Origin of the sequence: Pseudomonas sp. 22189 (assembly GCF_052045635.1) — a bacterium.
Classification (GTDB): Bacteria; Pseudomonadota; Gammaproteobacteria; order Pseudomonadales; family Pseudomonadaceae; genus Aquipseudomonas; species Aquipseudomonas parakoreensis.
Genome location: NZ_JBQEPG010000008.1, coordinates 185,237 through 207,496 on the forward strand (window position 1 = coordinate 185,237; position 22,260 = coordinate 207,496).

Below are 22,260 nucleotides of genomic sequence, written 5' to 3' on the forward strand. Positions count from 1 at the left end.
CGCCTGACGCGAGCCGCCTCGAGGAGACTGTAAATGGGCCTGAATAACCAGTGGATGCAACGCGACCTCGCGGTGTTGTGGCATCCCTGCACCCAGATGAAAGACCACGAACAGCTGCCGCTGATCCCGATCAAGCGCGGTGAAGGCGTGTGGCTCGAAGACTTCGAAGGCAAGCGCTACCTCGACGCCGTCAGCTCCTGGTGGGTCAACGTGTTCGGCCACGCCAACCCGCGCATCAACCAGCGCATCAAGGATCAGGTCGATCAGCTGGAGCACGTGATTCTCGCCGGTTTCAGCCATCAACCGGTGATCGAACTGTCCGAGCGTCTGGTGAAAATGACCCCGGAAGGCCTGAACCGGGTGTTCTACGCCGATAATGGTTCGTCCTGCATCGAAGTCGCGCTGAAAATGAGCTTTCACTACTGGCTCAACCGCGGCCAGCCGAACAAGAAACGCTTCGTCACCCTGACCAACAGCTACCACGGCGAAACCATGGCGGCGATGGCGGTCGGTGACGTGCCGCTGTTTACCGAAACCTACAAAGCGCTGCTGATGGACACCCTCAAGGTGCCGAGCCCGGATTGCTACCTGCGCCCCGAAGGCATGAGCTGGGAAGAACATTCGCGCAATCTGTTCGCCGCCATGGAACAGACGTTGGCAGAGCATCATGACAGCGTGGCGGCAGTCATCGTCGAACCGTTGATTCAAGGCGCCGGCGGCATGCGCATGTATCACCCGGTGTACCTCAAGCTGCTGCGCGAAGCCTGCGACCGCTACGGCGTGCACCTGATTCACGACGAAATCGCCGTTGGCTTCGGCCGCACCGGCACGATGTTCGCCTGTGAACAGGCTGGCATCCGCCCGGACTTCCTCTGCCTGTCCAAGGCCCTGACCGGCGGCTACCTGCCACTGGCGGCGTGCCTGACCACCGACGAGGTCTACAGCGCGTTCTACGACGACTACCCGACCCTGCGCGCCTTTCTCCATTCGCACAGCTACACCGGCAACCCGCTGGCCTGTGCGGCGGCGTTGGCGACGCTGGATATCTTCGAGCAGGACAACGTCATCGAGAACAATCAGGCGCTGGCCCGGCGCATGGCCTCGGCCACTGCGCATCTGGTTGATCACCCGAACGTCTCCGAAGTGCGCCAGACCGGCATGGTCCTGGCGATCGAGATGGTCAAGGATAAAGCCACGAAAGAGGCCTACCCTTGGCAGGAACGTCGCGGCCTGAAGGTGTTCCAGCATGCGCTGGAGCGTGGCGCGCTGCTGCGGCCGCTGGGCAGCGTGGTGTATTTCCTGCCGCCGTACGTGATCACCCCGGAGCAGATCGACTTCCTCGCCGAAGTCGCCAGCGAAGGCATCGACATCGCCACTCGCGACAGCGTCAGCGTGGCGGTGCCGAAGGATTTCCATCCTGGGTTCCGTGATCCGGGCTGATCCGGCTTACTTGAGATTTGCAGTGCCTGGACTGTCCCTTTCGCGAGCAAGCTCGCTCCCACAGGGAAATGCATTCTAAATGTGGGAGCGAGCTTGCTCGCGAATGAAGTCGACTCCGATCCAACTGATTCACATCTTTTTAGAGACCCACCATGAGACTGTCCCGCTTCTTTATCGACGCCGCCCTGAGCACCGGCGAACACGAACTGCCGGAAGCCCAGGCGCATTACATCAGCCGCGTGCTGCGCATGGCCGAGGGCGATGCGGTGCAGTTGTTCGACGGTTCCGGCCATGAGTTTCGCGGCTCGCTGGTGGAAGTCGGCAAGAAACGCGTCGTCGTACAGATCGACGAGCAGTTAGCCGGGCAGATTGAATCGCCGCTGCAGATCCACCTCGGCCAGGGCCTGTCCCGTGGCGAACGGATGGACTGGGCGATCCAGAAAGCCACCGAACTGGGCGTGAGCGAAATCACCCCGATCTTCAGCGAGCGCTGCGAAGTGCGGCTCAAGGACGAACGCGCCGACAAGCGCCTGCTGCACTGGCGTCAGGTGGCGATCAGCGCTTGCGAGCAATGCGGTCGTTCGCGGGTTCCGGTGATTCATCCACCGGTGCTGCTGACGGACTGGCTGAAACAGACCGACGCCGCGCTGAAACTGGTTCTGCACCCGGTGGCGGAGCCGTTGGTCAGCCATGCCAAACCGGCGACGCTGGCGTTTCTGATCGGCCCCGAAGGCGGCTTGTCCGACGCCGAAGTCGAGCAAGCCAAGGCCAACGGTTTCCACGCCGCCCGCCTCGGCCCACGCGTGCTGCGTACCGAGACTGCGCCGGTGGTTGCACTGGCGGTGGCGCAGCAACTGTGGGGTGATTTCTAACCCGTCACTGCACCGGATCACTGATCGGTTTGGCGATGATTGCCTTGAGTTCGCTGGTCATCGGGAACTCAAGGTTCAAGCCTTTCGGCGGGATCGGCTGTTCGAACCACTTACGGTAGATCTCGTTGATCTCCCCCGAACTGTACAGATCGGCCAGCGCGCCGTTCACCAGCGCGAGGAATGGCGGATCATCCTTGCGCACCATGCAGCTGTAGATTTCCCGCGATTGTTCCTCCCCCACCACGACCCAGTTGTGCGGGTCCCGCGCCTTGGCCCGCTCGCCGTAGAGCAATGCGTCGTCCATGTAGAAGGCCGCTGCCCGTCCCGATTGCAGCATCTGAAAAGCCTCGCCGTGATCCTTGGCGCTGATCACAAACATGTTCAGTTTGTGGTCGAGGTTGTAGCTCTTCAGATAGCGCTCGTTGGTGGTGCCGGCGGTGGTCACCACGTTCTTGCCGCGCAGGTCATCGAAGCTGTGGATGCCGCTGTCCTTTGCGGTCAGCAACTGCCCTTTGACGTAGATGAAACCGTAGGAGAACGCGACCTGTTTCTGCCGCTCGGCCGTCACCCCGGTGGAGCCGCACTCAAGATCAACCGTGCCGTTCTGCACCAGCGGAATCCGCGTCTGCGACGTCACCAGGTTGTACTTCACCTTCAGCTCCGGCAACGCCAGTTGCTGCTTGATCCGCTCGACAATCTTGCCCGCCAGCTCCACCGAATACCCCATCGGCTGCCCGGTGTGATCGCCCACATACGAGAACGGCACCGACGCATCGCGATAGCCCAGGGTGATGCTGTTGGCGCTGGCGATCTTGCCAAGCGCGCCGGTCAGCGGCACTTCATTGGCCTGTGCCTGGGCGCCGATGAACAGCGCCAGTGTGCAGCCGAGCAACGTGATTTTTTGCATTGTTATTCTCCGTTGTGGTTGGGGTGTTTTAGCAGAAACTGTCACGCCGCACGGGGATTGAACCCGTGCAGATCAATTGAGGGGCGTTGCTGGCCAATCAGTTCGCTGAGCAACTGCCCGCTGCCGCAGGCCAGGGTGAAACCGAGCGCGCCGTGGCCGAGGTTGAGCCACAGATTGCGATACGCCGTGGCGCCCAGCAGCGGTACGCCGGTGGGGGTGGCCGGGCGCATGCCCGCCCATTCAACAGCCACGTCGTAATTGCCGGCATCGGGAAAGGTGTCGCGGGCCTGGCGCTTGATCAGTGCCAACCGCTCGGGATCTACCGCCGGGTCGAAACCGACGATGTCGACCATCGCCGCCACCCGTAACTGTTCGCCGATGCGCGCGTAGACGATCTTGCGGTCGTAGTCGGTGATGCTCACGTCCGGCGCCCGATGCTCATCGCCGATCGGCACGGTCAGGCTGTAACCCTTCAGCGGATACAGCGGCAGGCGCAGGCCGGGCAGCGCCAGCAAGGGGCTTCGGTGCCCGGCGGCGATCACCAGTTGTTCAACTGGCAGGGTTTCGTTGCCAAGCTCAATCGCCGTAACGACGCCGTGGCTGTGGCGAATGCCGGTGACTGCCTGACCGAGGCGAAACTCGCAGCGACCCGACGCCGTCAATCGCGCCGCCAACTGCTGGCAGAAGGCGTGACAGTCGCCGACTTCTTCATCCGGCGTGTAGATCGCGCCTACAAACGGCGCATCGGTCAGTGCCGGTTCCAGCTGCGCACATTCGGCGGCGGACAACACCTGTTGTTGCTGCGGATCGGCCAAGCCCTTGCGCGCATGGTCGAAGTTGCCGGCATTGCGGAAGGTCACCAGTTTGCCGTTGCGCCGCCAGTTGAAACCGGTGAGCCCATCATCCTCTCGCCAGCGTTTCAGCGTGCTCTGGCTGAACAGCGCCAGACGCAACAGATGCGCCGCGTTTTCGCGGTTGACCGAGGTGCGGCAGGCGGCGAGAAACGACGCCATCCAGCGCCATTGCGCCGGGTCCAGACGCGGGCGCAGCTTGAGCGGTGAGTCGCCGCGCAGCATCCAGCCGATCGCCTGCAACGGCACGCCGGCATCGGCCAGCGGCGCCACATAGCGATAGGACAACTGGCCGCCGTTGGCGAAACTGGTTTCGCTGCCCAGCGACTGCCGCGCCTCGACCACTGTCACTTCGAAACCGTCGCGCACCAGCGCATAGGCCGTTGCCAACCCGATCACGCCGCCGCCGATGATGCACACACGCTGAGCCATGTCCGTCCTTATTTCTATGTGAAGACGAGGCTGAGGTTAGGGTGAGGTGACAGGCGCCGAACAATGAATAAAGATGCCAGACCTATAAACAAAGGTTATGGACTCGCCATGCGCCTTCGCCACATCGAGATTTTCCAGGCCATCCGCCAGACCGGCTCGGTCAGCGCCGCTGCGCAATTGCTGCACGTCTCGCAACCAGCGGTGACCAAAGTGCTGCAGCACGCCGAGCAGCAGTTGGGCTTTCCGCTGTTTCTGCGGGTGCGCGGTAAATTGCAGGCGACCCCGGAAGCGCTGGAGCTGGAGCGCGAAGTCGACAAGGTCACGGAAAGTCTGCAGGGCGTGCGACGCCTGGCCCAGAGCCTGCGCCGCGAGCCCGGCCACAGCCTGCGGATCGGCGCGACCCCGGCGCTGGCGCTGTCGTTGCTGCCGCCGGCGATCCGGCAATGGACGGCACAGTTCCCGGACATCGCCTGCGAACTCTCCAGCGCCCACAGCCGCGAGCTGATGCAGAACCTGCTGATGCGCGAAGTGGACGTGGCCCTGACGTTGCAGTTGCCGGATCATCCGGGACTGAAGGCGCAGGCATTGGCCTCGGGCGTGTTGGTGGCGCTGGCGCCGAAAGGTTACTGGCCGGAGGAAGAAGCCGGTCAGCCGTTGCCGCTGATGGCGTTGGCGGGAGCACCGCTGATCGGGCTATCCAGCGCCGACCCGCTGGCTGCCCGACTCGACAGCTACCTGGAAGCGGTCGAGCCACCGCCTCGCGTGCGGATCGCCGTGCAGACGTATTCGCTGGCGCGGGCGATGGTGGAGTCTGGCGCCGGGGTGGCGGTGATCGACCCTTTCACGGCACTCGGTGCTTCGCCGACCAGCACCGTAATCCGCCCGTTGGCGCCGCCCTTGCCGATCACGTTGTACGCAGTGACCCGCGCCACCGAACCGCCACCGCATACCCTCGGCGACTTGTTGCAGATATTCAGCAGACGCGCGCAGATACAACTGCAAACCCTGGTCCCTGTGGGAGCTGGCTTGCCAGCGATTGCGGTGGCCCCATCAACACATGAGTGACTGACAGGCCGTCATCGCGGGCAAGCCCGCTCCCACAGGATTTGTGATGTTCTAAAGGACATAAAACAGAATCGCCACAAAGTGCAGCAGACTCCCGGCGATCACGAACAAATGCCAGATCCCGTGCGCATGCCGCAACCGGTGATCCAGGGCAAAAAAGATGATCCCCACGGTGTACAACACCCCGCCCGACGCCAGCCAGGCAAACCCTGCCGTGCCCAGCGCCGCGATCAACGGCTTGACCGCCACCAGCACGATCCAGCCCATCACCGCGTAGATCACGATCGACAGGATCCGCGCTTCCGAGCGTGGCTTGATCTCCTGCAGGATACCGATCAGCGCCAGCCCCCAGACAATCCCGAACAACGTCCAGCCCCACGGCCCGCGCAGCGTCACCAGGCAGAACGGCGTGTAGCTGCCGGCGATCAGCAGATAGATGGAAAAGTGATCGACCTTCTTCATGATCGCTTTCTTGCGCCCGCGCACGCTGTGGTACACGGTCGAGGCGCTGTAGAGCACCAGCAAGGTAAAGGCGTAGATCGCCACGCTGACGATCTTCCACGGACTGCCGTCGAGGCTGGCAATCACCAGCATCCACACGCCGCCGATAAATGCGGCCACGGCCCCGACCAGATGCGTCCAGGCGTTGAGTTTTTCCCCGTGATACATGTGTCGCTCACCTCAAGATTCGTTACCGCAACGCGCAAGGCTCGGGCCTTGAGCGTAAAAGCGCAATGTTTCCGTTTAAAAGATCAAAAGATCGCAGCCTTCGGCAGCTCCTACAAAGAGCGGCGCATACCGGGCACAATCGACGCATTCTAAAAAGAGTCCGCGCCATGCTGATCGACGAAGAATTGACCCTGAAAAAACTCGAGGTGTTCCTCGCCTTCATGCGCACCGGCAACCTGGCGCGCGCCGCTGTCGAGTTGCAGACCAGCAATGTCAGCGTGCACCGGGCGATCCATTCGCTGGAAAGCGCCCTGCGCTGCCCGCTGTTCAAGCACGAAGGGCGCAACCTGACGCCACTGGAAAGCGCCTACGTGCTCGAAGAACGCGCGCAGAAGCTGATCCAGGACGTGGTCGAGAGTGTGCGCCTGACCCGCGAGGCCGCCGGGTTCTCCGCTGAACGCTTCAAACTCGGCTCGCTGTACTCGCTGACGGTGAAAACCGTACCGCAACTGATCATGGGCCTGAAGATCCGCCGCAGCGAACTCAACATCGACCTTATCCTCGGCTCCAACATCGACCTGCTGTACAAGCTGAAGAACATGGAAGTCGATGCGATTCTGGTGTCGCTGGACGACACCGTCAGCGACCCGGACTGCGAGCAGATCCCGCTGTTCTCCGACGACATTTTCCTCGCCACACCGGCAGATTCAAGATTCGCCCAGCGTCAGGAAGTCGATCTGGCTGAAGTGCGCGATGAAACCTTCATCACCCTGACCCAAGGCTTCGCCACCCACCAGGACGGCATCCGGGTGTTCAAACAGGCGGGGTTCGAGCCGAAGGTGGCGATGCAAGTCAACGACATCTTCACCCTGCTGAGCATGGTCAGCTCCGGGGTCGGCTATGCGCTGCTGCCAGGAAGGATTGCGGCGGTGTACGAGAACCGCGTGAAGCTGATCCCGTTGCAGGAGAAGTACCGCTTGCAGCAGCATATTGGCGTGGTGTTCTTGAAGGCCAAGGAGCGCGATCCGAATCTGCTGGCGTTGCTGGCGGAGTGTCGGATGTATGCCAATCGCCAGGCCTGACACCGCGTCGCCTACATCGCTGGCAAGCCAGCTCCCACAGGGTTTTGTGCTGATTCAGAAATCTTCTTACAACACAAAACCTGTGGGAGCTGGCTTGCCAGCGATGGCGTTAGACCCGACAACACAGAATCCGAAAGTCAGCCAACAATCCCGCGAACAATGAAGAACAACAGCGAAGGCCCAAGCAAACAGCCAAGCCCGGTGTGGAACGTCGCCGTCAACGCCCCATAAGGCACCAACCGCCGATCCGTCGCCGCCAGCCCTGCGGTCACCCCACTCACCGTCCCGGCCAGACCACCGAACACCATCGCCGAGCGCGGGTTATCCAGGCCCATCCAGCGCGCCGCGACCGGCGTGCCGACCATCACCAGAATCGCCTTGATCAACCCGGTGGCAATCGACAGCGCCATCACATCCGAGGTCGCGCCAATAGCCGCACCAGTCACTGGACCGACGATGTAGGTCACCGCGCCCGCGCCGATGGTGGTCATGCTTACCGCATCGCGATAGCCGAAGGCCCAAGCCATACACGCGCCGACAATGAACGGCAGGATCGTACCGAGCAGCAGCGCGATCACGCCAATCAACCCGGCCTTCTTCGCCTCGGTCGCCTGCACTTCGAACGCCGTGGCGACAATCGCGAAATCACGCAGCATCGCCCCGCCCATCAGGCCGATGCCGGAGAACAGCGTCAGATCCGCCAGGCCTTTCTGACCACCGGTCAGAGTGCCGCCAACCCAGGCCAGCACCAGACCGATGACGATGGCAATCGCCGAGCCGTGAATGCGCCCGAAGGTCAGGCGTTTGGAGAGAATCACCGAGACCCACATGATCACGCCGACGAAAGCGAACGCGGTGATCAGGCCATTGTGTTCCAGACCGTTTTCAATGAGTGCCCACATGTCAGCGACCTCCTACCGGGGTGCCGACCGGGGTGACTTCCACCGGTTCGTCAGGCAATGGCTCACCTTTATGAGTGCGGCTGATCAGGGCAATGGTGCAGCCACACACCACCACCGAACCGATGGCCGCCAGCACCGCCACCGGGCCGCCGTGCAGGGCGGTGACGACGTTCTGTTGCGCGGCCATCGCCACCACCACCGGAATGTACATCGCGCCCCAGAAGCCGACGCCCATCTCGCAATCCTCGGTCATGCCGCCGCGTTTCTGCATCCACAACCGCGCGCAGATCAGCAGGATCATGGCGATGCCGACCCCGCCGACGTTGGATTTGACGCCCAGCAACACGCCGAGCATGTCGCCCATGATCACCCCTGCCAGCGTACAGATCGCCAACAGCGCCACACCGTAAATAATCATTGTTGTAGTCCTCAAAGTGCATCGTCGAATGTTGTTTTTGTTGTTCGAAGCCTGAGTCGCGGCGGTTTAGGGTCGGCGGCCACCCTCCTCTCGCAACAGCGCCTGCAAGGTGTCCAGACGCGCACTGTCGAAGGCAGTGACCGTGCCCGATTCGAACACCCGGCGCGCCAGCCCGGTCAGCACCGCACCGGGCGGCAGTTCGATCTGTAAACGCACGCCGCGCTCGTAAGCGCTTTGCACGGTGCCGCGCCAGTCCACCACGCGGCACATGTTGAACGCGAGATCGTCGCGCAGGGCGTCAGTCTTGATCAGCGGACGCGCGCGACTGCCACTCAGGTAAGCGATTTTCGGAGTCTTCAGTTCAACTTTGACGAAAGCCTCGGCGAGGGTTTGCGCCGGTGCCTCCAGTAACGGGCAGTGCGACGGCACGCTCACCGCCAGGCGTTTCGCCAGACCGGCGCCACGACTGCGCGCCAGCTCCGCCACCGCTTGCATCGCCGCGTCGCTGCCGGCAATCACCACCTGGTTATCGGCATTGATATTGGCCAGGTACACCGGCGACTCCGCGCTGTGCACCTGCGCCAGCAGCGTTTCGACGGTGGATAATTGCAGACCGATGATTGCGGTCATGCCATAGCCCTGTGGATAAGCCTGCTGCATTAACTCGCCACGCAGACTGACCAGATTTAACGCATCGCTGAAGCTCAGCGCCCCGGCGACCACCGCTGCCGGGTATGCGCCGATGGACAGGCCGGCGACGTAATCCGCCGTGAGTCCGTCCTGCAGCAATTGTCGTGAAGCAGCGACCCCGGCGATCAACAGGCACAGCTGAACCGCCCGGGTGCTGCGCAACGCGTCGGCAGAATCGAGCCGCGCGACATCTTCACCGAGCACCTCGCTGGCCTCGGTCAAGGTTGCCCGGGGCAAACGCTGGAGCATGCCCGGTTGCTGCGCGCCCTGGCCGGGGAACACCAACAGGCTGCTCACGCTGCCTGCTCCTGCGGGTTCCACGGGTCAGCGACCAGACAGGCTTGATGGGCGTTTTTCAGCAGCACCCGTGCAGACCCGCCGGCCCATTCGCGCAACGCGACTGCACCGAACGGCGTCTGCAATTGCATGTCGACCCGGCACACGGCTTGATCAAAGAGCTCGACCAGTTTGCGTGCCTGATTGCGGGTAATCAGCTGCGGTGTACGCAGAATCAGATCGAGATCGCTGGCCGCGTGCATCGCGACAAATCCACTGGCCAGCTCAAACCCGACACTGCCGCTGATGCCCCAGACCCAACCGCAATCATCGAGCATCGGCCGCAGTTGTTTGAGGGCCTGCATCACTGGCAGATCGCGCGCGCAATCGACATGACAAAGCGCTTCGGGGCTGACCCGACAGGCAATCGAATCGAGCGCCATAAACGCCGCCAGCCGCTGCTCACGGAACACACCGCGCACGCCCACCGCGACCAAACCTTCAGCGCTCACCGCCCGCCGCACCACCACCGGTTGCCCGGCAGCCAGCGATTCGACTGCCCACTGCGGCGCATCCGCCGGCAACTGCGCCGGGGTCATGCCCCACAGCAGATCGTGGGCCAGTGGCAGGTTCACCACTGCGCCCTCAGCAGTTCACGCACGCGGCTGGAGGCTTCACGATTTTTCGCGCCGAGACGCTTGCGCAAGTCAGTGCCGGAGATATCGTCGATAGCCTGTTTCAGGCACCCGGTCACCCGCGCCAGATCCTCCGCCGTCGGCTGCTCGATCTGCTGCACCGAGAGGGTTTCCCAGAGCAATCCGAGGCTGGCGTAGCTGTCGATGTCATAGGCCATCGGCGGCACGCTGGCGGCCAGTGCTTCCAGTTCCTCGACACTGCGCAGCGTCACTCGCGCCGCCGAGGCCTTGCCCATCGCATGCACCATCACCCCGGGATCGCGCAGGGCAATCAAGCGGTTGGCCTGATAACCGTGGGCCAGAAACGCCCCGGACATGGCCTTGCCCACCAGCAGTGCAATCACCGGATGCCCGGCCAGACGGGCGCGGGCATAACTGTCCGCCGCACCGGCCAGGGCCTGATGAATGCCGAGGGCTTCTTCGCGACGACCGTAAGCCTGGCTCGGGACGTCGACGATGGCGATGATCGGGCGTTTCCGTGTGTTGTCGCGATCTGCCGTGATTGCGTCATCCACCGCCTTGGCCAGGCCCCAGCCTTCGAGCAATCCGACTTCGCCGTTGCGAGCCCGTGGGAAACGGTTGTCGGGGTCAGCGACCACAGCGATCAATCGTCCGAGTTCGCCATCGGCCACCTTCAACGAGGGCGGCAAACCCTTCACCGCTTTCGCACCCGCGCTCAGGGCGTTGAACCAGTTCAAACCGCGCACCGAATAACCACTCATGAGCGCTCTCCTTGATACAGATCGCGAACCACCGACGGTTCGATTTGCTTGCCAGTGTCCAAACGGTTCAGGCGTTGCAAAAACCAATCGGCACGCTGACTGCGCGGTCGCGTTGGCAAACCCTGTTGCAGCAACGCACCGACCTGCTGGCGAATCTTTGCCACATCATCGGCGACGTAACGATCCACCAAGCCGCTGGCGAAACGCTGTTCGCCACCGGTCAGGCTCCAGATGAAGGGCCGGTCGCGGGAGTCGTATTCCTCGATCCCGGCTTCCTGCTCGATCACCTGTGGGCCGTTCAACCCAAGGCGCGCTTCCTGAGTCACCAGCAAATAGCTGCACAGCGCAGCGGCAATCGACATGCCGCCGAAGCAACCGACGCTGCCCGCCACCACACCGACCACCGGTTGGTACTGCTGCAAATCGACAATCGCCGCATGAATATCGGCAATCGCCGCCAACCCGAGATTGGCTTCCTGCAAGCGCACGCCACCGGTTTCCAGCAGCAACACGACGCGCGTCGGGATGCCCTTGCGGTTGTCTTCGGCGGCCAGTTCCAGCGCGCCGGCAATCTTCGCCCCGCCGACTTCGCCGAGGCTGCCGCCCTGGAACGCGCCTTCGATGGCGGCGATCACCACCGGCAAACCGTCGACGCTGCCCTTGGCGATCACCACGCCGTCATCGGCTTGCGGCACCACGCCCTGACGTTCGAGCCACGGCGACATGACCCGTTGAAACGGGTCGAGCAATTCGCGGAAGGTTCCGGCGTCGAGCAAGGCTTTCGCCCGTTGCCGCGCACCGAGTTCGACAAAGCTGTGCTTGTGCAACAGCGCTGTGCTGTCAGTCATGGCCGATCTCCTCGAAACCTTGTTCCAGACGCAGACGCACCACCCCCGGCGTGGCGCCGAAATCGTGGATATCGATGGCCATCGCCGGTGGCGTGGTGCCGTCGAACATCCGCGCGAACAGATGCTGCCAGCGCTGCTGCGCACCGTTGACCGAGGTCTGCACATTGATCGTCAGCTTGCCGGCCAGCCCCGGTTCGATCAGCACTTCCAGATCGCCCGAGCCGACACAACCGACCAGCGCGCGCCCGCGCGGCGGCTGCCCGGCGGAGAATTCAAAGGATAAGGTTTCCATCAAAACGCTCCCTGAAGGATGCCGTCGCGCTCGATTCGATCGAGCAGCAGCGTGGCGGCGAGCAAGTCGGCGGCGCCACCGGGCGAGGCATTCAATGCGATGAGTTGTTGATCCAGTGCGTGCAGGCGCCGACGCCCGGTGAGGCTGGCGCTGCCGCCAGCGTCGAGCACCGCTTGCGCGCCTTGCTGCATAGCGTGCAGGCCCTGTTCACCAGCGCGGTAGAGCACGCAGGTGTCGGCCAGATCGGTCATGATCGCCAGTAGCGCATCGAGCCGGGCATTCTGTTCGCCGTGACCGTTGGCGCGGCTGCGTTTGAGTTGCGGCAGGCCGCGTTGCAGCACGGACGGGAAGCCGAGTTGCGCTTCCTCACGGGCACCGCGTGCGCCGTAACGCAGGGCGACCTGAGCGCCGTGGCTCAGCGGTTTTGGTGCGTAGCGATCATCCAGCAAGGCCAGACGTGCGGCGCGAAGAGAGACGGCGTTGGCGCTTGAGGATTTCGGTTCCAGTGCAGCAGCGGTGATCAACAGGCCCAAGGCCCAGATCGCCCCGCGATGGGTATTCACCCCGTTGGTGGTCGCGAGCATCGCTTGCTCGCCTTCGCGACCGAGGCGGCCAATCGCTTCGCGCAACGCTGAATCGACTTCGCCGATGTCCACCGCCGCTTCAGCCATTTCCTTGAACGCCGGCCATAACGACAACGCCGAAGCGTGCATCAGGCCCAAGTGCAGATCGGTGTGTGCGCCATTGCCACGCCGGTCGACCAGCGCCGGTTTCGGCGAGAGATCGGCTTCGTCGATCAGCGCATCCACCGCCAGATCGGCCATGCGTTCGCTCAGGCTCAGGGGTTTCGCTTGCAGATTGAGTGCGTGCATTACCAGCTCCTGAACTTGGCGGGCGGGTTGTACAGGCCGCCGGACCACTCGACCAGATCGGCCACACTTTTCGCCGCCAGCAGTTCGCGGGTGGCGTCGGTGCGGCGGATGCCGAGGTCTTCGGGCAAAGCGATCAGGCCTTCGCGGCGCATGCGTTCAGTGTCTTTCGGGTTGTGGCGCAGGCCGATGGCGGTGACGCCGGCGACCGCTGCAATCATCGCCTGGCGCTCTTCCAGCGAGCGCGCTTTGTACAGGTAGGCGATGCCTTCTTCGGTGAGCAGGTGGGTGACGTCGTCGCCGTAGATCATGATCGGCGCCAGCGGCATACCGCTTTTCTTCGCCACTTCCACCGCGTCGAGGGTTTCGACGAAGGTCGGTTTGCCGCCCTCCTGGAAGGTCTCGACCATTTGCACGACAAGTTTCTTGCCGCGTTCGAGCATCGGTTGCGGCGCGTCGTCGTGGCGCATGTCGAGCCACGCCGGGGTGCCGTGACGCCGACCGCGCGGGTCGTGGCCCATGTTCGGCGCGCCGCCGAAACCGGCGAGGCGACCACGGGTGACGGTCGAAGAATGGCCGTCGCCATCGACTTGCAACGTTGCGCCGATAAACAGATCCACCGCGTACTGCCCCGCCAGTTGGCAGAACATCCGGTTGGAGCGCAGCGAGCCGTCGCGGCCGGTGAAGAACACGTCCGGGCGCGCGGCGATGTAGTTTTCCATGCCCAGTTCGGTGCCGAAGCAATGCACGCTCTCGACCCAACCGCTCTCGATCGCCGGGATCAGGGTCGGGTGCGGGTTGAGCGTCCAGTTGCGGCAGATCTTGCCTTTGAGGCCGAGGGATTCGCCGTAGGTCGGCAGGATCAACTCAATGGCAGCGGTGTTGAAACCGATGCCGTGGTTGAGCGACTGCACGTTGTGTTTTTCGTAGATCCCGCGGATCGCCATCATCGCCATCAACACGTGCACCGGTTTGATGTGCCGTGGGTCGCGGGTGAACAGCGGTTCGATGTAGAACGGCTTGTCGGCCACCACCACGAAATCCACCCACGAGGCCGGGATGTCGACGCGCGGCAGTTCGCTGACGTCATCGACCAATTGGTTGACCTGGACGATGACGATGCCGTCGCTGAAGGCCGCCGGTTCGATCAGTGCCGGGGTGTCTTCGGTGCTGGGGCCGGTGTAGATATTGCCGGCGCGGTCGGCCATGAACCCGGCCGAGAGCACGACGTTGGGGATCAAGTCCACCACCAGCCGCGCGTAGAGTTCGATGTAGGTGTGAATCGCGCCGACTTCCAGCAAGCCGTCTTCGAGCAACTGGCTGATGCGCAGGCTCTGGGTGCCAGCGAAGGAGAAATCGAGCTTGCGGGCGATGCCGCGTTCGAACAGATCCAGATGCTCGGAGCGACCGACGCTGGGCATGATCATGTGCAGATCATGCAGCTTGGCCGGATCGGCTTTGGCCAGCGAACGGGAAAGGAAATCCGCCTGCTTCTGGTTGTTGCCCTCCAGCACCACCCGGTCGCCGGGATGGATCAACGCTTCAAGCGCGGCGACGATCTTGTCGCTGGGCAACACCACACCGTCGGCCAGCCCGCGCACCTTGTCGAGACGCCGCTGCTTCTCGTCACGCCGCCGCGTCCAGCGCGAGTCGGGGGAAATTGTTGTTGTCATGCTCACTCCACGGGGTTCGCTGTCGTGGAGCTACCTTAGGAGTGTGGGGTGGGGGCATCAATCAAGCGCGGTGGTGAATCATTACGCTGAGCGTAACGTTTGACGACGCCTTCGCGAGCAAGCTCGCTCCCACAGGGTTTTGGGTTGTTCAATCACTATGTGACAACCCAAATCCCCTGTAGGAGCTGTCGAGTGAAACGAGGCTGCGATCTTTTGATCCTCAGAATCAAGATCAAAAGATCGCAGCGTGCCGCAGCTCCTACAGGGGAAGGCATTGCGCTTCTCAGTTCGTCGGCACCAACTTATCCAACACCCGATTTACCGCCAGCTCCGCCACCATCACCACCTGAGCAATGCCCTGCAGCGTCTTGAGGTGCGTGCCTTGCACCAGCGCCGCATGATTGTTGAGCATGACCGTGGCCGAGCCGAGGGATTCACTGGCGTCGGCCAGCAGGGATTCGCTGTCGGCGTCGGGGTTGGCCATGTACAGCGTGTTGGGGGTGTAGGGCGTGGCCATGAGGTCGGGTTTTGGCGGGCCGAGGTAATGGTCGAGGGCGCGTTCGGCGGCTTCGTGGAATTTCTTTGATTCGGGGGCTTCGTAGGGGGATGCCGTGTCGGTGACCGGCGGGTTAGGTGTTACTTTGAACATCGGAATGTACCTCTGTGAGGCCGCACCATCTCGCTGCTAAACGGTAGGGTGGCGGCTGTGCGCAAGTTAGCAGACCGGTCATTCCGGAACCCGGCGCACCCGAAGGTGCCATGCACACAGCCACCATCAAGCGCAGGCGAATGCCTGACCGGATGAGACTTGTACGACCGGAATAAAACGAAGCCGGGCTGCTAAACCCGATCACTGGGAATCAGTGACGCAATCAAGTTACGCAGGCTGCCGAGGGCGCACAAGCCGGCGGATTCTGGTGCATGCGTAGGCAGTGGCGCAAGGATTTGTAGGCTGGTGAGGCGTAACACTGAGTGTCTTTAAACAGCTGTGCCAGAATGTGTTTATTGCACTGCAGAAATTGAAGATTTGCCTGTAAGAATTTGCTGATTCAACTGGCCCCATCGCTGGCAAGCCAGCTCCCACAGGGTTTTGTGTGACTCACAAAATCCGAATACGACGCGGACACTGTGGGAGCTGGCTTGCCAGCGATAGGGCCAGTCAGGGCAGCACAAAGGCTGGATCAGTGAACCAGCCCAGCCTTCACCAACAACTGCTCCAACCCCAACAAATCCGGGACCTTGGCCACCTGTTCCCCGACCTGCACCGCCGCCTGCTCCAGCGCACACAACGGCACATCGACATAACTCAACTGACTGTCGAGCTTGTATGAACGCGGGATCCCCTGCACCAGCAGCGCGATGAATTTCAGCTGCGGCAAGCCGCCGAGGGCATTGAGGATGACGATCCGCGCGCGTTCGCCGATGACGATTTTCTGCCCGCACGCCGACTCGAAACTCAGCAGCGGAATCTGCCGCTCCCGCCAGCTCACCCGCCCCAGGTACCACGGCGGGGTGTCGAGGTCGAAGGCGCTGGCCTGATAGTCGATGAGCTCGGCGACGGCGACGTTGGGCAGGATCAGGTTGCGGTCGGCCAGTGGCAGCAACAGGCCGGTGAGTTGGCTGCTGCGCGCGTTGTGGCGGCGCTCATGCATGTTTCTTGCTCCAGTGGGCAATGCTTTCGAGCAGCACCGATTCCTGATACGGCTTGCCGAGGTAGTCGTTGACGCCGATGGCCATCGCGCGGTCGCGGTGTTTCTGCCCGGTGCGCGAGGTGATCATGATGATCGGCAGGTGCTGCAGGCGTTCGTCGTGGCGCACCTGGGTGGCGACTTCGAAACCGTCCATGCGCGGCATTTCAATGTCGAGCAGCATCAGGTCAGGCATGTGTTCTTCGAGCAGCAGCATCGCGTCGACGCCGTCCTTGGCGGTCAGCACGTTCATGCCGTGGCGTTCGAGCAAACGGCTGGTGACCTTGCGCACGGTGACCGAGTCGTCGACCACCAGTACCAGCAGGGGTTTTTGCGGCTCACTGTCGATGTCCGCCTGCGCCGGATGCTGGGCGATCCGCGCCTGCATCGCGCGGATCGGCGCGAGCAAATCAAGAATCAGCACCACCCGGCCATCGCCGAGAATCGTCGCCCCGGACACGCCCTGCACCGCCGCAAACTGCGGGCCGAGGCTCTTGACCACAATCTCGCGAGTGCCGGCCATCGCATCGACCTGCACCGCGATGTGCCGGTCATTGCACTGCACCAGCAGCACCGGCAATGGCAGGCTCTGGCCGAGCAGTTTGGGGCGTGGCACGGTTTTCAGCAGCTCGCCCAGATAACACAATTCATAGCGCTGACCGGCGTAGTGGTAGCTCGGCGGATCGTTGCGGTAGTGCGCTTCCAGATCATTCGGCAACACCCGGACGATGCCTTCGATGGTGTTCAGCGGAATCGCATACTGATCCTCCCCGCACTGCACCATCAGCGCGCGGTTGACCGACACGGTGAACGGCAGACGAATCCGGAAATGCACGCCCTGCCCCGGCACCGAGTCGATGCTCATGGTGCCGCCGAGCTGGCGGACTTCTTCGTGAACCACGTCCATGCCGACGCCGCGTCCGGAAATCTGGGTGATCTTTTCCGCGGTGGAAAAGCCCGGCTGCAGGATGAACTGCAGCACGTCGCGGTCGCTGATCTCGGCGTCCGGTGCGAGCAGGCCGCGCTTGATCGCCTTGCGCCGCACCGCGTCCAGCGGCACCCCGGCGCCGTCGTCGCGAATATCGAAAACGATGTCGCCACCCTCGCGGGTCAGGTCCAGGGTGATCGTGCCCTGCGCCGGTTTGCCCGCCGCCAGCCGCACTTCGGCCGACTCCAGACCATGGTCGACGGCGTTGCGCAGCATGTGCTCCAGCGGCGCGGCCATGCGCTCCAGCACGTTGCGATCCATCTCGCCTTCGGCGTTGCCGATGATGAAGGCGACGTCCTTGTTCAGCTCTTCGGCGACCTGCCGCACGATGCGTTTGAGGCGCGGCAACATCCGTTCGAACGGCACCATGCGCGTGCGCATCAGGCCTTCCTGCAATTCGGTATTGATTCGCCCCTGCTGCTGCAACAGGTTCTCGGCGTCGAGATTACGGCGCTCGAGGGTTTCCTTGAGGTCAAGCAGGTCGGAAGCGGATTCGAACAGCGCCCGCGACAGTTGCTGCAACTGCGAATGACGATCCATTTCCAGCGGGTCGAACTCTTCGTAACCGAGGCGTTCGGCATCGACTTGCTGACGGCTGAGGATCCGCCCCTGGGTTTCGGTGTCGAGCCGGCGCAACTGATCGCGCATGCGTTCGATGGTGGTTTCCATCTCGTTCAGCGCGGTTTGCGCATCGCTGACTTGCTGCTCGATACGCCCACGGAAAATCGAGGTTTCCCCGGCCAGGTTGACCAGCTCATCGAGCAGTTCGGCGGAGACCTTGACCATGTCCGCGCCGGCATCAGCGGCGGGTGCCGCAGGCTCGGTCTTGGCCGGAATCGGCAGCAACGGCGGCGTGTCGGGGGTCGCCGGATGGCTGAAATTCTGGATCGCATTGATCAGCCGATCCGCCGGCGGGCATGGCTGCCCGGCGCGCACGCCGTCGAGCATCTGCGCCAGGCGGTCATGCCCGCGCTGCACCAGCGCGAACAGTTCGGCGGACGGCTGCAGCACGCCGGTGGCGAGGCTTTCGTAAAGGAATTCGAGCTCATGGGCGAGGTCGCCGATCGGGCCGATCTCGACCATCCGCGCGCCGCCCTTGAGCGTGTGCAGATCGCGCAGCAGGGTTTCCACTTCCTGCCGATTGCCCGGCTCGGCCTGCCAGCGCAGCAACGCCGCGCCGGAGCTTTCGATGATGTCGAAACCCTCTTCGAGGAAGATGTCCAGCAGCTCCGGATCATGCGCCGCGCTGTCTGATTCAGCCGTCGGTTGCGCCGCTTCGGCAGTACCGGCGGCGCCCTGGCGGAACTGGCGGATCGTCTCGATCAGATCCTGCGCCGGGCGCAATGGTTGATGCGCCTGCAACAGCTCCAGCAACAAGGCCAGGCGGTCATGGCCCTTGTGCAGCAAGCGGCCCAGCGCCTCGCTGTGACTGTAGCGACGATCCACCAGCCCTTCGTAAAGGCTTTCCAGCTCATGGGCCAGATCGCCGATGGCGTCGACCTCGGCCATCCGCGCGCCACCCTTCAGCGTGTGCAAATCGCGCTGCAACGACGACAGCGGCGCAGCGTTGTCCGGGTCGCTCAGCCAGCGTTGCAAGGCTTGCCCGGCGCTGTCGAGAATGTCTACCGCTTCTTCGAGGAAAATCTCGACGATCTCGTCGTCCGGCGCAGTCTCGACATTGGCGCGGGACAGTTCGGCGGTGGCGGCACCCAGTTCGCTGATGCTCAAAGTGCGGCTGCCGTCGCTGCGGATCAGCCCCATCGCCGTCGGATCGAGGCTTTCATCCAGCAGTTCGTGCAAGGCGCGGATGCGCTGCGGCTGCGGGGTAACTTCCTGGCCGGCAGCCAGTTCGTCGAGCATGTTGATCAGCGCTTCGTGGGCGCTCTGGGCTTCGTGGAAAAACCTGTCGCTGACCGCCAGGCTGCTTTCTTCGACCGCGCCGTAGAGGTCGAGCAAGGCTTCGCACAACACATCCACCGGCAGCAGATCGGCGAGGTGCGCGCCTTCGCCCAACGTGGTCAGCTCATCCAGCAGCGCGCTGAGTTCCTGACGCTCGCCGGGGTGTTGCTGCCAGCGTTGCAACAGGCTTTCGGCATCGAGCAGGATGTCCATGCCCTGGGCGAGGAAGTTGTTGATCAGTTGCGGATCGCGCTTGATCCGCAGGCCGGTGTTCGGCGCGCTGAGGATCGCTTCCAGACGTTCGGCCAGCAGCGTTTCGGTGCGTTTGATCAGCGACTGCGCACCAACAATCGGCGCCAGCGGATCGTGCTTGAGCTGGCGCAAACCAACGCGGAACAAGCCTTCGGCTTCGAGGAGCAACTCCACTTCATCGAGGTCCAGCGGCAACTGATGCGCCTTGAACTCGCGCGCCAGCTTATCCAGCGGCGCGGCCAGTTCGGCAATCGGCAACACGCCGGCCATCGACGCACTGCCCTTGAGCGTGTGCAAGGCGCGCTGCAATTCGTCGCTGGCCGGCAGCGGCACATGCTCGGCGGCCTGATCGAGGAAGCGGTTGAGGCTGGCGAGGTGGGTTTCAGCCTCGTTGCGAAAGATCTCCAGCAACAGCGGATCGAGGGCCGCCACGTCATCGATGTCTTCGGCCGCCAGCGGCTCGACACCTTTGGCCAGCGCATGCGCGCGGGCCGCCAGTTGATCGACATCGCTGCGCTGACGCTGGCGCTGAGTGGCGAATTCGCTGATCAGTTCCGGCAGCAGCAACACCGTGTCGGTGAGCAACTGCTGCACCTGCGCGCCAGGTTCGACGCTGTGTTCCAGCACGCGGTTGAGCAGGTTTTCCACCGCCCAGGCCAGTTCGCCAAGGATCAGCGCACGAACCATGCGCCCGCTGCCCTTCAAGGTGTGAAAGGCCCGACGCAGTTCGGTCAGGGCGGCGCGGTCATGGGTGTCAGCCGACCAGCGCGGCAGGTATTCGTGCAGGACTTCGAGGACTTCGTCGGTCTCTTCGAGGAACACTTCGCGCAGTTCATCGTCCACCGGTTCTTCATCGGCCGGTGGTGGCATCAGGCTGCCGGGGGTGATCAAGGCCGGCGGGTTGACTGCCGATACCGGACTGGCCAGCACCTCGGCCAGCGACTGCACGGTATCGGGGTCATCCAGCGCTTGCAGATCCTGCATCACCAGCGCTTCGCTGGGGCTGAGCACATCGTCGAGCAGCGGCACGTGAGGTTCGCCGGGTGGCTCGTCAGGAAAGAAACCGAGGCTGGCGAGGCTCTTCTGTGCAACATCCAGCAGTTGTTCATTCGGCGCTTGCGGGTCGTCGCTCAGGCGTTCGAGGTAATACTCGAGGCTGGTGATGACGTCGGCCAGATGATCCAGTTGCTGCCAGCCCGGCTCGTGCGGATCGAGCAGCAAATGCTCGCGAATGAAGCTGTTGCAGGCTTCGACCAGACTCGCCGCGCGGCTCAACGGAATCATCGCCAGCGCGCCGCGCACCTGGGTCAGCAGTTCCGGCAACGGTTGCAGTTGCTGGCGATCCCAGTCGGCGTCGATGTAATCGACGATCATGTCCTTGGCCTGTTGCAGGCAGATGCGTGCTTCCTTGATCACGATCTGATGGATCTGCGTCAGGTCGGTGGTCGGCAGGCGCGCGTCTTCGGGGCTTTCCGGCTCGACGGTGCCGACCATTCCGGCGAGGTTGGCTTCGACGTAAAGCAGCGCGCCGGCAACGTCCATCAGGGTCGCGTCGTTCGGTTCGAGCTGGCCCTGAGCGAGGCTGAGCACCACCGCCAGTTGATCGATGATGACTTTGCGCGGCTGGCCGAAACCGAGCACCGCGAGGGTGTCGGCGATCTGCCGCAGCGGCGCCAGCAGACTCTCCAGATCGGAGGTGTGCTGACGGTCGCTGCGCACGAACAGGTCGAGGCGCTCCTTGACCCGCACCAGCTCTTCGCATAGCGCCGCCAGCACCGAGCGCATCGCATCGCGGTCGGGGCCGGCCAGGCGCGCGCGTTCTTCGTCGACCATCGCGCTGTCGGGCAACGCGTCGTCCAGGGAGTAGCGATCTTTCATGGTCAGCATCTGCCCGGTGGGATGTTCGGCTTTGGCAATATAGAACAGCAGGCTTTTCAGCAACTCCGGCGGGGGCGGCTGATTGAGGCCGCGCGGGCCTTGTTCGAGCAGGCGCTTGAGTTCCTTGTCGGCGTCCTTGAACAGGCTGCGCAGCGCCGGACTGTTGGCGATGGCGCCTTCGCGCATGCCTTCGACCAGCGCTGAAGCGACCTGCCACAGCGGGCTCAACGGCGCATTGGCGCTCAGCGCTTCGAGGCGCTGGAAGACTTTCGCCAGGTAGTCGAGGTGGGTCTGGTCATCCTGCTCGCGCAGCAACCCGACCAGCGCCATTTGCAGCATCTGGCGCAACTTGCGCAGCACGTTGGGCCACTCGGCCGGCTCCAGCGCGGCCAAGGCTTCTGCGCTCAACGGCGGCAAGTCCGGCAGTGGCGGGCTGAACAGGCTGGTTTCCGAGAGCAGGCTGTCGCCGCGGGCACTGCGCAGGTCGTTGATCAGCGGCAGCACCACCAGCGGCAGATCGCGGCGGGCGCTCTGCACCCGATCGAGATAGATCGGCAATTGCCCGAAGGCTTGCAGCAGCAGGTGCAGGGCTTCGTCCCGATGGGCGACGCGCCCCTGCTGCAAGGCTTCGACCAGATGCTCCATTTCTTCGGCCAGCAACGCCGCGCCGTAGAACTCGACCATCTGCAAACTGCCGTGCACCTGATGGATATAGGCCAGACACTCATCCAGCCCCGGCGCGGCCTGCGGGTCATCGAGCACGGCTTCAATTGCCTGATGCGCCTGTTTCAGCGTTTCGGCAATTTCACCCTTGACCCATTCGAGGGCCACGTAGTCGTGCCGGTCACCCAT

19 protein-coding genes are annotated in these 22,260 nt (G+C 63.2%); 4 read left to right on the plus strand and 15 right to left on the minus strand.

What is annotated here, in order from left to right:
- Positions 1 to 33: 33 nt before the first annotated feature.
- Positions 34 to 1,440, plus strand: a complete 1,407-nt coding sequence (locus ACTJKS_RS11055) for an adenosylmethionine--8-amino-7-oxononanoate transaminase (protein ID WP_047297114.1) — start codon at positions 34 to 36, stop codon at positions 1,438 to 1,440.
- A 152-nt stretch (positions 1,441 to 1,592) separates the two neighbouring features.
- Complete coding sequence (locus tag ACTJKS_RS11060; protein WP_108184066.1) at positions 1,593 to 2,312, plus strand: 16S rRNA (uracil(1498)-N(3))-methyltransferase; 720 nt, start codon at positions 1,593 to 1,595, stop codon at positions 2,310 to 2,312.
- 4 nt (positions 2,313 to 2,316) lie between these two features.
- On the opposite strand, the gene ACTJKS_RS11065 is transcribed toward ACTJKS_RS11060, so the two are convergent.
- A complete protein-coding gene (locus ACTJKS_RS11065; RefSeq protein WP_108184067.1) occupies positions 2,317 to 3,219 on the minus strand; it encodes a transporter substrate-binding domain-containing protein in 903 nt (300 codons plus the stop codon).
- 41 nt (positions 3,220 to 3,260) lie between these two features.
- The gene (locus tag ACTJKS_RS11070) at positions 3,261 to 4,502 is read right to left on the minus strand and encodes a D-amino acid dehydrogenase (protein ID WP_108184068.1); all 1,242 of its coding nucleotides are present in this window, start codon (positions 4,500 to 4,502) and stop codon (positions 3,261 to 3,263) included.
- A gap of 108 nt (positions 4,503 to 4,610) precedes the next feature.
- Here ACTJKS_RS11070 and ACTJKS_RS11075 point away from each other — a divergent pair, with 108 nt between their 5' ends.
- Positions 4,611 to 5,567 carry a LysR family transcriptional regulator gene (locus ACTJKS_RS11075; protein WP_108184069.1) on the plus strand — a complete coding sequence of 319 codons (957 nt, stop codon included), beginning with the start codon at positions 4,611 to 4,613 and terminating at the stop codon, positions 5,565 to 5,567.
- Positions 5,568 to 5,618: 51 nt separating this feature from the next.
- Here the strand turns inward: ACTJKS_RS11075 and trhA are convergent, their stop codons facing one another.
- Complete coding sequence (gene trhA / locus ACTJKS_RS11080) at positions 5,619 to 6,236, minus strand: PAQR family membrane homeostasis protein TrhA (protein ID WP_007964065.1); 618 nt, start codon at positions 6,234 to 6,236, stop codon at positions 5,619 to 5,621.
- Between the two features lie 167 nt (positions 6,237 to 6,403).
- Here trhA and ACTJKS_RS11085 point away from each other — a divergent pair, with 167 nt between their 5' ends.
- Positions 6,404 to 7,318, plus strand: coding sequence for a LysR family transcriptional regulator (locus ACTJKS_RS11085; protein ID WP_108184070.1), 915 nt, complete (start codon positions 6,404 to 6,406; stop codon positions 7,316 to 7,318).
- Positions 7,319 to 7,455: 137 nt separating this feature from the next.
- On the opposite strand, the gene madM is transcribed toward ACTJKS_RS11085, so the two are convergent.
- The 12 genes from madM to ACTJKS_RS11145 form a co-directional block, all read right to left on the minus strand.
- Positions 7,456 to 8,220, minus strand: coding sequence for a malonate transporter subunit MadM (gene madM / locus ACTJKS_RS11090; protein ID WP_103485191.1), 765 nt, complete (start codon positions 8,218 to 8,220; stop codon positions 7,456 to 7,458).
- Between the two features lies 1 nt (position 8,221).
- Positions 8,222 to 8,638, minus strand: a complete 417-nt coding sequence (gene madL, locus ACTJKS_RS11095; protein ID WP_108184071.1) for a malonate transporter subunit MadL — start codon at positions 8,636 to 8,638, stop codon at positions 8,222 to 8,224.
- 66 nt (positions 8,639 to 8,704) lie between these two features.
- Entirely contained in the window at positions 8,705 to 9,625 is a 921-nt protein-coding gene (gene mdcH, locus ACTJKS_RS11100; protein WP_108184072.1) for a malonate decarboxylase subunit epsilon, read from the minus strand.
- On the minus strand, positions 9,622 to 10,242 hold the full coding sequence (locus ACTJKS_RS11105) for a malonate decarboxylase holo-ACP synthase (RefSeq protein WP_086793636.1): 621 nt from the start codon (positions 10,240 to 10,242) through the stop codon (positions 9,622 to 9,624). Before ACTJKS_RS11105 ends, mdcH begins: the two co-directional genes overlap by 4 nt.
- Entirely contained in the window at positions 10,236 to 11,021 is a 786-nt protein-coding gene (mdcE, locus tag ACTJKS_RS11110) for a biotin-independent malonate decarboxylase subunit gamma (protein WP_108184073.1), read from the minus strand. The genes ACTJKS_RS11105 and mdcE overlap by 7 nt, the downstream gene beginning before the upstream one ends.
- Positions 11,018 to 11,869: a biotin-independent malonate decarboxylase subunit beta gene (locus ACTJKS_RS11115; protein WP_108184074.1), complete on the minus strand. Its 852-nt coding sequence runs from the start codon at positions 11,867 to 11,869 to the stop codon at positions 11,018 to 11,020. The genes mdcE and ACTJKS_RS11115 overlap by 4 nt, the downstream gene beginning before the upstream one ends.
- Positions 11,862 to 12,161, minus strand: coding sequence for a malonate decarboxylase subunit delta (locus ACTJKS_RS11120; protein ID WP_108184075.1), 300 nt, complete (start codon positions 12,159 to 12,161; stop codon positions 11,862 to 11,864). The genes ACTJKS_RS11115 and ACTJKS_RS11120 overlap by 8 nt, the downstream gene beginning before the upstream one ends.
- Positions 12,161 to 13,033, minus strand: a complete 873-nt coding sequence (locus ACTJKS_RS11125) for a triphosphoribosyl-dephospho-CoA synthase (RefSeq protein WP_142579901.1) — start codon at positions 13,031 to 13,033, stop codon at positions 12,161 to 12,163. The genes ACTJKS_RS11120 and ACTJKS_RS11125 overlap by 1 nt, the downstream gene beginning before the upstream one ends.
- Positions 13,033 to 14,703, minus strand: coding sequence for a malonate decarboxylase subunit alpha (gene mdcA, locus ACTJKS_RS11130; RefSeq protein WP_108184078.1), 1,671 nt, complete (start codon positions 14,701 to 14,703; stop codon positions 13,033 to 13,035). The genes ACTJKS_RS11125 and mdcA overlap by 1 nt, the downstream gene beginning before the upstream one ends.
- A gap of 283 nt (positions 14,704 to 14,986) precedes the next feature.
- A complete protein-coding gene (locus ACTJKS_RS11135; protein ID WP_108184079.1) occupies positions 14,987 to 15,352 on the minus strand; it encodes a DUF6124 family protein in 366 nt (121 codons plus the stop codon).
- 532 nt (positions 15,353 to 15,884) lie between these two features.
- Complete coding sequence (locus ACTJKS_RS11140; protein ID WP_108184081.1) at positions 15,885 to 16,355, minus strand: chemotaxis protein CheW; 471 nt, start codon at positions 16,353 to 16,355, stop codon at positions 15,885 to 15,887.
- Positions 16,348 to 22,260, minus strand: a complete 5,913-nt coding sequence (locus ACTJKS_RS11145) for an Hpt domain-containing protein (RefSeq protein ID WP_108184082.1) — start codon at positions 22,258 to 22,260, stop codon at positions 16,348 to 16,350. Before ACTJKS_RS11145 ends, ACTJKS_RS11140 begins: the two co-directional genes overlap by 8 nt.